The organism is Streptomyces sp. NBC_01012 (assembly GCF_045162755.1).
Classification (GTDB): Bacteria; Actinomycetota; Actinomycetes; order Streptomycetales; family Streptomycetaceae; genus Streptomyces.
Window position 1 is genome coordinate 4,467,316 of sequence record NZ_CP108688.1, and the last position, 13,182, is coordinate 4,480,497.

Genomic DNA, 13,182 nt, shown 5'->3' on the forward strand with positions numbered 1-13,182 from the left:
CGCCCTTGAAGGGCTCCACCCACCGCCGCTGCTACTGCCGCGACCCCAAGACGGGAAAGCCGCTCGGCAAGAAGTGCCCCAAGCTCGCCGGCCGCAAGCACGGCTCCTACTCCGTACGCCAGGAACTCCCGCCCCGTGCCGACGGAACCCGCCGCTCGTTCAGCCGTGCCGGCTACGAGAACCTCAAAGCCGCACAAGCCGAACTCGACCACATACGCGCGCTTCTCGGCCTTGCCGACGCCGACGACTCCGAAGGTCTGGATCAGATCGCCGAGTTGCTGGAGAAGGTGGGGGACGAGAAGGCCCCGCTACCGGACATCGAGTCGACCCGTCGTCGGCTGAGCCACGGCTTGGATCTCACCAGCCGCCTCACGGTCGGCGACTGGCTGGATATCTGGCTGGCGGGCAAGAAGGGGCGGCAGAGCGCGATCAGCCGCGACGAGAGCAACATTCGTGTCCACCTCCAGCCGCGCATCGGGCACCTGCGACTCGACCGCCTTCGGGTCACCCACCTGTCGGAGATGTTCGAGGCCATAGCCGAGGCCAACGTCGAGATCGCCGAAGGAAACGCCGCACGGCGCAAAGCGGTCGAGGATCTCGCACAGATCCCCTGGAAGGGGCGCGAGCCGCGCTCCCGCCGCATGGCGATGAAAGCGGCCATCGCAGAGATGGAGCCCTACCGCCGGATCGTCGGTCCGGCAACGCGCCAACGCGTTCGCTCCACACTGCGTGCTGCGTTGAACGCCGCGATCGCTCAACAGTTGATCACCTTCAACCCGGCCTCCCACGTCGAGTTGGAGGCAGGCAGGCGTCCCAAGGCACTCGTGTGGACCGAGGAGCGCATCCTCCACTGGAGGCGCACCGGAGAGACGCCCTCGCCGGTGATGGTCTGGACGCCGGAACACACCGGCCTCTTCCTCGACCATGTAGCCGAGGACCGGCTGTACGCGCTGTTCCACCTGGTCGCCTTTCGTGGGCTACGGCGAGGTGAGGCATGCGGTCAGAGGTGGACCGACACCAACCTGAGCGCCGGCCTCCTCACCGTCGCCAAGCAACTCGTGGTGAACGGCTGGGAGGTGTACGAGGACGACCCCAAGACCGACGCCGGAGCGCGCACCATCGCCCTCGACTCCGATACGGTCCAGGCCCTCAAGCGGCACCGCGCCCAGCAGGACAAGGACCGCGAGAAGTGGGGGAGCGCCTGGGTGGAGACCGGAAGGGTCTTCACTCGCGAGAACGGAGAATTGCTCCACCCTGCCAACGTCACGCGGCGATTTATCGAGCTGTACGAGGAGATCGGCCTCCCGCCGGTCCGGCTCCACGACCTCCGTCACGGTGCCGCGACTCTGGCTCACGCAGCAGGTGCCGGCCTGAAGGACATCCAGGAGATGCTCGGCCACTCCTCGATCACCATCACGTCGGACACGTACACGAGCCTGCTCCCCGAAGCGGATCTGGCAATCGCAGAGGCTGCGGCCCGGCTCGTGCCGCGAGCGCGCACAACCCCCGAGAACATCGCTCCCGAGGCGGAGGCCGAACTCGACGACGCGGAGTCTGCCGACGCGGAATCCGGGCCGGATGGTGCTGATCCGTTGGGGGAAATCCGGGAGATCAACTTCCCGTCCGCTCACGCACCGCTCACGCAAACGGCCCCGGACGAGAAGTCCGAGGCCGAGTAAGACCCCTCCCTGGGGGAGAAACCCCAGGTCAGAGCGGTAACGCGTTGTGCCCCCGGCAGGATTCGAACCTGCGACACCCGCTTTAGGAGAGCGGTGCTCTATCCCCTGAGCTACGAAGGCGAAGACGCAGGGACCAGCGTAGCGGATGGTGGTCCGGACAGGGTCATGGATACGGGGGTGGCTCGGATGCCGGGCGGCTGTAGTCGGGTGACCTGCACATTTGCCGGGATGTCCGGGGCTCCGGACATCCCGGGCCGGGATCGTCGGGCACCCCGTCGAACCCTGATGTGTCCGTGCGCGGGCGTGCGCATGGCTCGCATGTGCGCCCCCTTTCCGTTCAATGCGCCTCTATGGTGATAAACGCGCCAGCTCCAGCGCCACGGAAAGATCCCCGATACAGCGACTCGGCCTCAGCAACGACTTACTGATGCGCGCCGGCCTCAGCGTCGCGGACTGGGGTCGTCCTCGTGACTGACACGGCCTCCACTGCGGGGCCCCCTTGCCGGATGTTCACTCACCACGTCGTAACGGGGGCCAGAACCAGGCTCGTCCGGTTCGGAGCCCCGCCACTTGTGTTTCTTGAGGATCAACGGGGCATCGCATCCATCGGAACCCGGTTCAGCGGGGCAGGGTGTCCTGGGCCTGGTGGAAGCCCGCTCTGCGGTTGATGCTCGCGGCCATGCGTGTGACCGTTCTGCGGGGGAGCAGCCGTACCGCCCAGGTGGACGCCCGGTTGCTTGCCCGGCCCGGGTACGAGGCCGTCCTGCCGCGTGCGAAGTCGTCCAGCGTCTTCGCGGCGACCGTCCGGGGGCTGTCCGTTCGGCCGGGGTCCATGACGGCCGTGGTGTTGTCGAAGAAGCCGGTCGCGGTCGCGCCGGGGTGGGCGGCCATGACGCGTACCTCCGTGTCCTGGAGTTCCCCGGCGAGCGCCTCCGTGAACGAGAGGACGAACGCCTTCGTCGCGGCGTAGCTCGCCTGGTAGGGCATGGGCAGGAACGCGGCGGTCGAGGCGACGTTGATGATCCCGCCCGAACCGCGTTCGAGCATGCCCGCCCCGATGAGGCGGGTCATCAGCATCAGGCCTGTGATGTTGAGGTCGACCGACCGCAGGTTCTGGTCGAGAGGACGGTCGAAGAAGGGGCCGACGGAGCCCATACCCGCGTTGTTCACCAGCAGGTCGACGGTCAGGGGCCCTCTGTGCAGCTCTTCGACGACGGCCGCGGGGCCCGCCGGGTCCGCGAGGTCCGCTCCGATCACATGGACGTCCACCGGGTGTGCCGCGCGGATCCCGGAGGCGAGCTGGTCGAGGGCCGGGGTCGAGCGGGCGACGAGAATCAGGTGCGAGCCTCGGCGGGCGAGTTCCTGTGCGTAGGCCATCCCGAGCCCTTTGGAAGCTCCGGTGACCAGGGTGGTGGTGCCGTTGTAGCCGTACATGTGACCGGGAGCCTTTCAGCGAGGGTCGGGGGTCAGGTGCGTGGAGGGGCGGGGTGTGTGGTCCTCTCTCGCGTACCAGCGCCGGTAGCGGCGCAGCGCCCGATGGCGGTGGAGGCGTTCGCGCAGCAGTGCCAGGACGGGCGACAGGGGCGTGCGGGTGTCGCGTCCCGCGCCGAGGCGTGCGAGCCGGTGGCGGATCATGGCCTGGGTCGCGGCGGCGGTCAGTGACTTGTCCTTCCACCGCGGCTGCACCGGCTCGACGACCGTCTCGTCGCCGCTGAGCCACCGCTGCGGGAGGTCCGGGACGCAGGCCAGCGCCGTTGCCATGCCGGCCAGCGATCCTCCCTGGTCGAGGACGCGCCGGGCCACCGCGGCCCGTCTGATTCCGCCGGTCACCATGACCGGCAGCCGTGCGGTACGGATGATGTCGGAGGCCAGCTCCAGGAAGTAGGCCTCCCGTGCCAACGTCCGCTCATCGGCGGGGTATCCATGGGTGGCCAGGCTTTCGACGGAGCCGCCGGAGAGCTCGACCAGGTCGCAGCCTGCCGAGGCGAGCGCGTCCACGACCTGGACCGCTTCGCCCTCGTCGAATCCACCCCGCTGGAAGTCGGCGGTGTTCAGTTTGACGGCCACCGCGAAGCCCTCGGGCACTGCGGCGCGTACGGCGTGCACCACGTCGAGGAGCATCCGCGCCCGGTTCTCCAGGTCGCCGCCCCACCGGTCGGTGCGCCGGTTGGTCAGCGGGGAGAGGAACTGGGCCAGCAAGTAGCCGTGCGCGGCGTGGATCTGTACGCCGTGGAACCCTGCCTCGGCGGCCAGCGCCGCCGTCGCGGCGAAGCGGGCGACGGTGCCGGCTATCTCCGCCTCCGTCATGGCGCGAGGCCGGCCGAACATACGGGAGTAGCGCCCGACGTCGACCGCGACGTCCGATGCGGACAGCGCGGGACCCGGCATGTCGGAATTGACCACGCGGCCCGGGTGGTTGATCTGCATCAGGACCCGCCCGCCCGCTCCGCGTACGGCACCGGCCCAGCGGGTGAACGGTTCGAGCGGCGTGCCGTCCTGAAGGACCACGTCGGACGGGTCGGCCAGGGCGCTGCCGTCGACCATGACGTGTCCGGTGATCAACAGTCCGGCGCCGCCCCTCGCCCAGCGTCGGTACAGCTCCAGCAGCTGCTCGCCCGGCAGCTGTCCTTCGATGGCCAGGTTCTCCTCCATCGCGGCCTTCACCAGCCGGTTGGGCAGGGTCAGGCCGCCGGGAAGCACGAGTCGGTCGTCGATCCTGGGCAAGGGAGGACACTCCGTCCGCAGGGGTGCGCCGTGTGGCGGCACAATGTGTACAGCGCCAACAATCACCCAAGGAAGTGTGCAGTGTCAACATCCGATCGGTCGAGCTATCACCACGGTGATCTGCGTGCCGCGCTGCTGTGGTCCGCACTGGACCTGCTGGACGCCGACGGCGTGGACGCGCTGTCCCTGCGGGCCGTGGCCCGGCACGCCGGTGTCTCCGCCAACGCCCCGTACCGGCACTACCAGGACAAGGAGGCCCTGCTCGCGGCCCTGGCCGTACACGGCTTCACGGAACTCAAGGCGCGCTTCGAGGGGTCCTCGGAGGGCGGCGCGTCCTCCGCTCCCGCGGATCTGGCCGACGCTCTGGCGCCCGTGGCGCGGGCCACGGTGCACTATGCCCTCGACCACCCCGGCCTCTTCCATCTGATGTTCGGGCATCCGTGCGTCAGCCATGCCGAGGTGGGCGCCGCCTCCGACGCGGTGTTGGCTGTCGTGATGGCGCGGATCGCGCCCTTCGCGGCTCCGGACCGCCGTGAGCCCCTCAAGGTCGGGGTCTGGGCACTCCTCTACGGACTCAGCCTCCTGCTGCTCGACGGCCGCCTCGGTGACCCCGATGCCGACCGGATCGACACGGTGGTCGATTCGGTGGTGCGCACCGTGATCAGCGCCGACCGGATGTCCGGCAGTGACGCGCCCGATGCGCGGGACGTGCGGGATGCGCGGGATGTGCGCGATGAGCCCGGCGTGGCAGGCGCCCGTTCGGTCGAAGGGGGAGCCGGTTGACGGAGGCGGAGTGCGGGCATAGCGTCGCCGGGTCGCTGAGCCAGTACGCCGTACGTGGGAGGCCGCTCGTGCCGCACAGCAGTTCATCCGGCCCGGCGGATCTCGCCCGGATCGAGGCGTCACTGACCGGTCCGGGGGCCCCGTTCGCCGTGGTGCGGGCGGAGCACGGGCCTCTCGTCTACGCGAACGGCCCGCGCACACTGCGGGAGTTCATGGAGGCCACCTGGGCGTTCGGCGATCAGCCGTTCCTGGTCTCGGGTGAACGGACCTGCTCGTACGGTGAGTTCTTCGCCGCCGCCTCCTCGCTGGCCCGGCGCCTCACCGATGTGTACGGGCTTCGCCCCGGGGACCGGGCCGTGCTGGCCATGCGTAACCACCCCGAGTGGCAGATCGCCTTCTGGGCGGTTCAGCTGGCAGGCCTTGTCGCCGTACCGCTCAACACCTGGTGGACCGAAGGCGAGTTCGGATACGCCCTCGACGACTGCGAGCCCGCCGTGCTCCTGGCCGACGCCGAGCAGGTGCCGAAGGTGGCGGGCTGGGTCCGCGCGGCCGGGGCGCGGCTCGTCGTCTTCCATGACGAAGTCAGAGGCGAAGGCGAAGGCGACCGGGCGCACGTGCCCGGGGCCGAGCGATACGCCGACCTGCCGGAGCCCGATCCGTACGCCGCGCCGCCCGAGGTGGAGATCAGGCCGGAGGACGACGCCACCATCATCTACACCTCAGGCACCACCGGTCGGCCCAAGGGCGCCGTGGCCACCCACCTCGCGCAGGCGGGCGCCGCCCTCAACCCGCGCTACCAGGCGGCCGTATCGGCGCTCGGCCGTGGCATCGTCCCGGGCCAGGGCCCCGCGCCGGTCACCCTGATGACCTTCCCGTTCTTTCATGTCGCGGCGTTCACCGGGCTGTACGCGGCGATGGCCGCGGGCGGCGCCCTCGTCCTGATGCCGAAGTGGGACGCGGGCGAGGCCCTGCGGCTGATCCGCCGGCACGAGGTCACCCACTACGCGGGCGTACCCGCGACCGCGCTCCAGCTGCTCGCGGCGGCGGACGGCGCGGGCGACGGTCTGGAGAGCCTGAAGGGGCTGAACACCGGTGGGGCGGCGGTCCCTCCCGACCTGGTCGCGCAGCTCACGACCCGGTACGGCGAGCGCATCGAGCCGCGCAACGGTTACGGCCTGACCGAGACCAGCGGCGGGGTACTGGCCGCCTTCGGAGCGGCGTACCGGGCGCACCCCGAATCGGCCGGCACCCCGACGCCGGTCACCGAGGTGCGGATCGCCGGACCCGCGGGCGAGGCCCTCCCGGACGGCGATGCGGGTGAGCTGTGGCTGCGCGGCCAGTCCCTGGCCCGTGGCTACTGGCGTGACGAGGCGGCGACGGCCGAGGCGTTCACGGGCGGCTGGTTCCGTACGGGGGACCTCGCCGTCGTCCGGGACGGGCGGGTGACCGTCGTGGACCGGATCAAGGACATGGTGATCCGGGGCGGCGAGAACGTGTACTGCGTGGAGATCGAGGCCGCGCTGCACGACCACCCCGACGTCCGGGACGCGGCGGTGCTCGGCGTCCCGCATCCGGTGCTGGGCGAGGAGGTCGCGGCGGTCGTCCGGGTGCGCCCGGGGTCCCCTGTCACGCCGGACGCGCTGCGGGAGCACGTGGGGCGTGGCCTGGCCGCGTTCAAGGTGCCGGCCCATGTGCTGGTGACGGCGGAGCCGCTGCCCCGCAACGCCACGGGAAAGATCCTCAAGCGGGAGCTGCGCGGCGTGGTTCAGGAGCACGTACGAGAAGGGCGCCACCCTCAGGCCGGGTGACAGGGAGGCCCCGGGAGGTCCCACGACAGGGGCCCCGGATGGCCCCACGGCAGGGAGGTCCCGAAGGCCCCACGGCCGGGCGGCGCGGCGCGGCGGCAGCGGGACGGTCCGCGGCCTCAGGGCCGGGTGATCCGTACCCGGTAGTTCCCGTCGGCGTCCTTGTCCAGCACGGATATGCGTATGCCGTCGGTGCGGTCGGTGAACGTCTCGCCGGGCTGGAACGGGGCGTCGGAGAGCTCGGCGTGGACGTTCGGCCGACGGGTGCAGCCACCGCTGTCCTCGGTGCTGTCCACGACGGACACCGGGCCCCGGCCGGTGTCCACGTCGGAGCTCACCTTGTAGATGAGGACGCCTGGCCGGCACACCGCTTCGTCGTTGCCCTCGGCGGTCCGTACCTCCACCGCGTAGCCGGACTCCGCGCTCACCGGCACGAAGGCCAGCTTCGGGCCGCCCGGCGTGGCCAGCGGCCCGAGCGTGTGTTCGCTGGTGCCGGGCATGGCGGCGCAGCTGACCTGGTCGCTGTCCAGCCAGCCGAGCTTCCACTTGTGCCAGCCCAGGAAGTCGTTGTTGGCCCCCCAGTCCTCGGACATGATGTCCCAGTGCCCCACGGAGCCGCCGCCCTCCATCGTGTAGAGGTCGGGCAGTCCGAAGACATGGCCGTTCTCGTGGGGCAGGACCCGGTAGCCGGTCGTCGCGTACGAGCCGGAGCCGTCGTCCTGGCGGCTGTAGACGAAGGACGTGTTGGCGAGCGGGGTGCCGTCGGCGAACGGGGCGTCGTCGTTGCCCGAGAAGGTCACCGACAGGACGGTGTCCAGCGCCGAGGGGCCGGCGTTCGGGGTGACCAGCACGTTGACCAGGTCGTACGCCGAGAAGTCGACCTTCGGATCGGCGACGGACACCAGGTCCTTGACCATCTTGCGGTAGCCGGGTTCGTACGGTGAGCCGCGCTCGATCCCGTACTCGGAGAACGGCTTCGGCATCCGCAGCCAGTCCTTCACGGGTGCTTCGGGCACATAGGTGAGCCGGCCGTAGGAGCTGGTGCGGTACCAGTCGGAGGTCTGCGGGAAGAATTCGTCGAGGCGGTCGGTCGCCGGTTCCGTGGCCTGTGCGTCGGGGAAGTCGATCATCAGGTTCAGTGCTTTGATCCGGCCGGTGGAGCGGGCGTAGCCGGGCGGTGTCGGCATGCCCTCCGACATCTGCACGCCCATGGCCGAGGGTATTCGGCACGGCGCGAGCCCGGTTCCCCGTGGTGCGGACGCGGGCCCGGCGGAGGCGCGGCTGGCGACGGGGAGGGTGGAGCTGGCCGTGGCCACGGTCGCGATGACCAGGGCCGTCGCTCCGGCGAGTGCGAGGGGACGGCGGTATCGGCGTATCCGGTGGCGGGGCTGCGGCATGGGGCGACGCCTTCGGGTCCGCGGCAGTCGGCCGGCCCTGACTGCGCTCTGGCGATCAGCCTCTGCCGGGTGGTGGGGGACCGCTCGTCGGGTGCGCCGATGGAGGGTTTCTGCCCGCCATGTCATGTGATGTAGGTCACATGATCTGAGGGAAATAACTGGGGATCCCCTCCCCGTTTGCACCTGTGTCCCCATGAAGCGGGGACGCGGTCCCCGGTTCCGATCGGGGGACCGGTCAGACACCGGAAGGAAAGCCGTGAAGTCCGTCGCCGACATCGCCGCCTGCGCGGCGCAGCGCCGTACGCCCCGCACGCGGGCCGACGCACTGCGCAACCGGGAGCGGATCGTGACGGCCGCGCGTGAGATGTTCGTCGAGTTCGGTCCTGACGTGCCGCTCGACGAGGTCGCCCGGAGGGCGGGTGTCGGCAACGCCACGCTCTACCGGAACTTCCCCGACCGGTCGGCTCTGATCCATGAGGTCGTCCTCGCGGTCACCTCTCGTACCATCGAGAGGGCGCAGGAGGCCGTCGCGGCCGAGCCCGATCCGTTCGCCGCTCTCAGCCGCTTCGTGCACGCGGCTGCCGGCGAGAGGATCGGCGCCCTGTGCCCGATGCTGTCCGGTGGCTTCGACAGCACCCATCCCGAACTGCTCACCGAGCGCCGTCGCCTCGAAGAGGCCGTCGAGGGGCTCGTGGAGCGTGCCATGTCCGCGGGGAGGCTGCGCACCGACATCGCCGTCGGTGACGTACTCGTCGCCCTCTCCCAGCTCACCCGGCCACTGCCCGGCATCGCCTGCCCGGACATCGACCGGTTCACCCACCGCCATCTGCAGCTCTTCCTGGACGGCCTGGAGAATCCGGCCCGTTCCGAGCTGCCGGGATCGGCGGCGACCTTGGAGGACCTGCGCAGCGGGCGGTGACGCCCGCGCACCGGAGAACCGACCCACAGACTCCCGGCCCCCAGCGGCCCACCCCAGTCCCATGAAGCCGGACCGGACCTGACAGGCAGGTCCGGCCGCCGGAATCGCTCGCCCTTTTTTCGGCTCCGTACGCGGCCCCGTCGCGGCCCGTCCCGCCGGATTCACCACTCTTCGTGTCCTTAGGTGGCTAGTTCCATGTCGAAAACAGCCGGAACCCTTCCGGATCCCAGTCGCTGGAAAGCGTTGGCGTTCATCGCCCTCGCCCAGCTGATGGTCGTGCTCGACGCGACCATCGTGAACATCGCCCTGCCTTCCGCCCAGACCGACCTGGGCATCTCCGACGGCAACAAGCAGTGGGTGATCACCGCGTACGCGCTCGCGTTCGGTGGGCTCCTGCTCTTCGGTGGGCGCATAGCCGACCTCTGGGGCCGTAAGCGGACCTTCCTGGTCGGTCTGATCGGCTTCGCCCTGGCCTCCGCGCTCGGTGGCGCCGCCACCGGCCAGGCCATGATGTTCGGTTCGCGCGCGCTCCAGGGTGTCTTCGGGGCCCTGCTCGCACCGGCCGCGCTCTCGCTGCTCGCGGTGATGTTCACCGATGCCAAGGAGCGCGCCAAGGCCTTCGGTATCTACGGAGCCATCGCGGGTGGCGGTGGCGCGGTCGGCCTGATCCTGGGCGGCTTCCTCACCGAGTACCTGAACTGGCGCTGGACCTTCTTCGTCAACATCCCGTTCGCGATCATCGCCGCCGCGGGTGCGTACTTCGTCATCCGGGAGCCGTCCGGCGGCCGCAACCGCTCCCCGCTGGACATCCCCGGTGTCGTCCTGTCCACGCTTGGCCTGGTGTCCCTGGTCTACGGCTTCACCCGCGCCGAGTCGGCGGGATGGTCGGACTCGCTGACCATCGGCATGTTCGTCGCGGCCGGTGTGCTGCTGCTGGCCTTCGTCGTCACCGAGGCGCGGGTCAAGTCCCCGCTGCTGCCGCTGCGCGTCCTGACCGAGCGCAACCGTGGCGGTGTCTACCTCTCGCTGGGCCTCGCCATCATCGGGATGTTCGGGCTCTTCCTCTTCCTGACGTACTACCTCCAGGTCGTCCAGGGCTACTCACCGGTGAAGACCGGCTTCGCGTTCCTGCCGATGATCGCGGGAATGATCACCGGCTCCACGCAGATCGGCGCGCGGCTCATGACCCGCGTTCCGCCGCGGTTCCTGATGGGCCCCGGCTTCCTGGTGGCGGCCGTCGGCATGCTGCTGCTGACCCAGCTGGACCTCGACACGTCCTACGCGTCCGTCATCCTGCCGGGCCAGCTGCTGCTCGGCCTCGGTATGGGTACCGCGTTCATGCCGGCCATGTCGCTGGCCACGCACGGCATCGAGCCGCGTGACGCGGGGGTGGCCTCCGCGATGGTGAACACCTCGCAGCAGGTCGGCGGCGCCATCGGTACGGCGCTGCTCAACACCATCGCCGCCGGTGCCACCACGGCCTACATCGCCGATCACGCCGCAGGGGCGAGCGACCCGAAGGTACTCCAGCTGCAGGCCATGGTCGCGGGCTTCTCCGGCGCGATCTGGTGGGCGGTCGGCATCCTGGTCGCCGCCTCGGTGATCGCGGTGACCCTCGTCAACACCGGACGCCCCGGCACGGGTGCGACCGGCGGCTCGGGGGAGCTGACGGAAGGGGCCGAGGACGAGGTCAGGATCCCGGTCGTCGCACACTGACCGGTTCGCGCACCGGCCGGTTCGCGTACTGACCGATTTCGCGCACTGGCCGGTTCGCGCGCCGACTCTGCCCTGGTTCCGCTCAGCGGAGCCAGGGCAGGTCTGTGTCCGTGCCTTCCGGCTGCAGGCCTGAGGCGATGACCTGCATGATCTCGCCGAGGTGTTTCACCTGCTCAGGGCTGAGCCGGTCGAACATCGCCTGACGTACGGCTTCGACGTGCCCCGGTGCGGACCGCGCCAGCATGGCCTCGCCCTCGTCGGTGAGGATCGCGTTCTGGCCGCGCTTGTCGGTGCGGCAGTTCTCGCGGCGGACCCAGCCGTTCTTCTCCAGCCTGGCCACGGCGTGCGAGAGACGCGAGCGCGTGATCTTGGCGTCCTTGGCCAGCTCGGTCATGCGCTTGCGCCGCCGAGGGGCACGGGAGAGGTGGACGAGCAGTCCGTAGTAGACGTGCGGCATGCGGGCATCGCGCTGCAACTGACGGTCGAGGTGGTCCTCCATGAGCGCGGTGGCCTGGAGATAGGCCTGCCACACGCTCTGCTCTTCGTCGGTGAGCCACCGGGGCCCACCGTGGGATGCCGTGGTCATGTACTCCACTGTACGACCTTTTCTTGAAAGTTGAACTAGATAGAGCTAAGGTCTCTGGTAGTTGGAACTTGAATCTTCAAGTTTCCGTTACCTGTGTAGAACACACATACCTTGATCGGCAGCGGAATGGGAGCGTCATGACAACCACCACGGAGCGCATGCCCGCCCTCTACCTCTCGCACGGCGCGCCGCCGCTCGCCGACGATCCGGTCTGGCCCGGCGAGCTGGCCGCCTGGTCGGCCGGGCTGCCGCGCCCCAAGGCGATCCTGATGGTGTCCGCGCACTGGGAGGAGGCCCCGCTGGCACTCGGTGCCACCAGGACCGTGCCGCTGGTCTACGACTTCTGGGGCTTCCCCGAGCACTACTACCAGGTGCGTTACGCCGCCCCGGGGGCCCCGAAGCTCGCGGACGACGTCCGTAAGCTGCTGCGCGGCGCCGGGACCCCGGTCCAGGACATCCCCGACCGCGGTCTCGACCACGGGGCGTACGTGCCGCTGGTCGAGATGTTCCCGGATGCCGACATCCCCGTGCTCCAGATCTCGATGCCGACGCTCGACCCGCAGAAGCTGATGGCCATCGGACGCAAGCTGGCCCCGCTGCGCGACGAGGGCGTGCTGATCGTCGGGAGCGGCTTCTTCACACACAACCTGGCGGCGCTGCGGCACCCCGGTGGCGGCACCCCGGGCTGGTCGGCGGAGTTCGACGACTGGGGGCACCGGGCGCTGCAGGGGCAGGACATCGACTCCCTGCTGGACTTCGAGCACGTCTCACCGGCGGGCCGCCTCGCCCACCCCCGTACGGAGCACTTCGCGCCGCTGTTCGTGACCCTGGGCGCGGCCGAGGGTGAGCTGGATCAGGGGCGCAGCGTCATCGACGGCTTCTGGCTGGGGCTGGCCAAGCGCTCGGTGCAGTTCGGCTGAGCGGCCGGGCCTCTACGGCCCTGAGCGGCCGGGTCCCTGTGACGCCGGGCCGGCCGTGTCCGTACGGCGCTCAGCGGCCGGGCTCCTGTGGGGGCGTCCCCCGCAGTCGCTTCTCGTACCAGGACACGTCCCAGTAGCTGCCGAACTTGCGGCCCACCTCCGTGTACGTCCCGACGTGCCGGAAGCCGAAGGTGTCGTGCAGCCGCACCGACGGCTCGTTGGGCAGCGCGATCGCCGCATAGGCGCGGTGGACGTCCTCGCCGGACAGGGCGTCGAACAGTGCCTCGTACAGGAGGGTGCCGATGCCGCGGCCCGTGGTGCCGGGTGCGCAGTACACGCTCACCTCGACCGAGGTGCTGTAGGCGGCCTTCGGGCGGTACGGGCTGCTGGTGGCGTAGCCGAGGACATACGGCGCGTCGTGCCGGGTATCCGGATCCGAAGCAACCAGGAGCCGGTGGGGGCCGTCTTCCGGGTGGGAGTGCAACCACGGCAGGCGCTCGTCCCGGGTGAAGGCGACCGTGTCGAAGGTGAGCGCGGTCTCACGGACGTAATGGTTGTAGATGTCTGTGAGGGCCCCCAGGTCGGCCTCCGCGCCCGGCCTGACCTGCACTTTTGCGGGTATCTGCACGTTGTGTCCTCATTTTTTGGGCGAC

Annotated in this window: 11 protein-coding genes and 1 tRNA gene; 6 read left to right on the top strand and 6 right to left on the bottom strand. The window is 70.0% G+C overall.

Features of this window, described 5'->3' with window-relative positions; translation table 11 throughout:
* Positions 1-5: 5 nt before the first annotated feature.
* On the top strand, positions 6-1,679 hold the full coding sequence (xerC, locus tag OG623_RS20195) for a tyrosine recombinase XerC (RefSeq protein WP_406148180.1): 1,674 nt from the start codon (positions 6-8) through the stop codon (positions 1,677-1,679).
* A gap of 47 nt (positions 1,680-1,726) precedes the next feature.
* Here xerC and OG623_RS20200 read toward each other — a convergent pair.
* The 3 genes from OG623_RS20200 to OG623_RS20210 form a co-directional block, all read right to left on the bottom strand.
* Positions 1,727-1,799: transfer RNA gene (locus OG623_RS20200), tRNA-Arg, on the bottom strand.
* A gap of 498 nt (positions 1,800-2,297) precedes the next feature.
* On the bottom strand, positions 2,298-3,113 hold the full coding sequence (locus OG623_RS20205; RefSeq protein WP_406148181.1) for an SDR family NAD(P)-dependent oxidoreductase: 816 nt from the start codon (positions 3,111-3,113) through the stop codon (positions 2,298-2,300).
* 15 nt (positions 3,114-3,128) lie between these two features.
* Positions 3,129-4,403 carry a tRNA-dihydrouridine synthase gene (locus tag OG623_RS20210; RefSeq protein WP_406148183.1) on the bottom strand — a complete coding sequence of 425 codons (1,275 nt, stop codon included), beginning with the start codon at positions 4,401-4,403 and terminating at the stop codon, positions 3,129-3,131.
* Between the two features lie 81 nt (positions 4,404-4,484).
* Between OG623_RS20210 and OG623_RS20215 the strand changes: the two genes are divergently transcribed.
* Positions 4,485-5,186 carry a TetR/AcrR family transcriptional regulator gene (locus OG623_RS20215; RefSeq protein ID WP_406148185.1) on the top strand — a complete coding sequence of 234 codons (702 nt, stop codon included), beginning with the start codon at positions 4,485-4,487 and terminating at the stop codon, positions 5,184-5,186.
* Positions 5,187-5,254: 68 nt separating this feature from the next.
* Positions 5,255-6,994: a class I adenylate-forming enzyme family protein gene (locus tag OG623_RS20220; RefSeq protein ID WP_406148187.1), complete on the top strand. Its 1,740-nt coding sequence runs from the start codon at positions 5,255-5,257 to the stop codon at positions 6,992-6,994.
* A 116-nt stretch (positions 6,995-7,110) separates the two neighbouring features.
* Here the strand turns inward: OG623_RS20220 and OG623_RS20225 are convergent, their stop codons facing one another.
* Positions 7,111-8,388: a M6 family metalloprotease domain-containing protein gene (locus tag OG623_RS20225; RefSeq protein WP_406148189.1), complete on the bottom strand. Its 1,278-nt coding sequence runs from the start codon at positions 8,386-8,388 to the stop codon at positions 7,111-7,113.
* 256 nt (positions 8,389-8,644) lie between these two features.
* Between OG623_RS20225 and OG623_RS20230 the strand changes: the two genes are divergently transcribed.
* Together OG623_RS20230 and OG623_RS20235 are read left to right on the top strand one after the other, a co-directional pair.
* The gene (locus OG623_RS20230) at positions 8,645-9,307 is read left to right on the top strand and encodes a TetR/AcrR family transcriptional regulator (protein WP_406148190.1); all 663 of its coding nucleotides are present in this window, start codon (positions 8,645-8,647) and stop codon (positions 9,305-9,307) included.
* 195 nt (positions 9,308-9,502) lie between these two features.
* Positions 9,503-11,023, top strand: a complete 1,521-nt coding sequence (locus tag OG623_RS20235) for an MFS transporter (RefSeq protein ID WP_406148192.1) — start codon at positions 9,503-9,505, stop codon at positions 11,021-11,023.
* Between the two features lie 82 nt (positions 11,024-11,105).
* Here the strand turns inward: OG623_RS20235 and OG623_RS20240 are convergent, their stop codons facing one another.
* Entirely contained in the window at positions 11,106-11,618 is a 513-nt protein-coding gene (locus OG623_RS20240; protein WP_406148194.1) for a MarR family winged helix-turn-helix transcriptional regulator, read from the bottom strand.
* 128 nt (positions 11,619-11,746) lie between these two features.
* Here OG623_RS20240 and OG623_RS20245 point away from each other — a divergent pair, with 128 nt between their 5' ends.
* A complete protein-coding gene (locus tag OG623_RS20245) occupies positions 11,747-12,529 on the top strand; it encodes a dioxygenase (RefSeq protein WP_406148196.1) in 783 nt (260 codons plus the stop codon).
* A gap of 70 nt (positions 12,530-12,599) precedes the next feature.
* Here the strand turns inward: OG623_RS20245 and OG623_RS20250 are convergent, their stop codons facing one another.
* Positions 12,600-13,157, bottom strand: a complete 558-nt coding sequence (locus OG623_RS20250) for a GNAT family N-acetyltransferase (protein WP_406148198.1) — start codon at positions 13,155-13,157, stop codon at positions 12,600-12,602.
* Between the last annotated feature and the right edge of the window lie 25 nt (positions 13,158-13,182).

Excerpts from the sequence above, each read along its gene's own strand:
- OG623_RS20205 (WP_406148181.1), bottom strand. The coding sequence starts at position 3,113 with ATGTACGGCTACAACGGCACCACCACCCTGGTCACCGGAGCTTCCAAA.
- OG623_RS20225 (WP_406148189.1), bottom strand. The coding sequence starts at position 8,388 with ATGCCGCAGCCCCGCCACCGGATACGCCGATACCGCCGTCCCCTCGCA.
- OG623_RS20235 (WP_406148192.1), top strand. The coding sequence starts at position 9,503 with ATGTCGAAAACAGCCGGAACCCTTCCGGATCCCAGTCGCTGGAAAGCG.
- OG623_RS20245 (WP_406148196.1), top strand. The coding sequence starts at position 11,747 with ATGACAACCACCACGGAGCGCATGCCCGCCCTCTACCTCTCGCACGGC.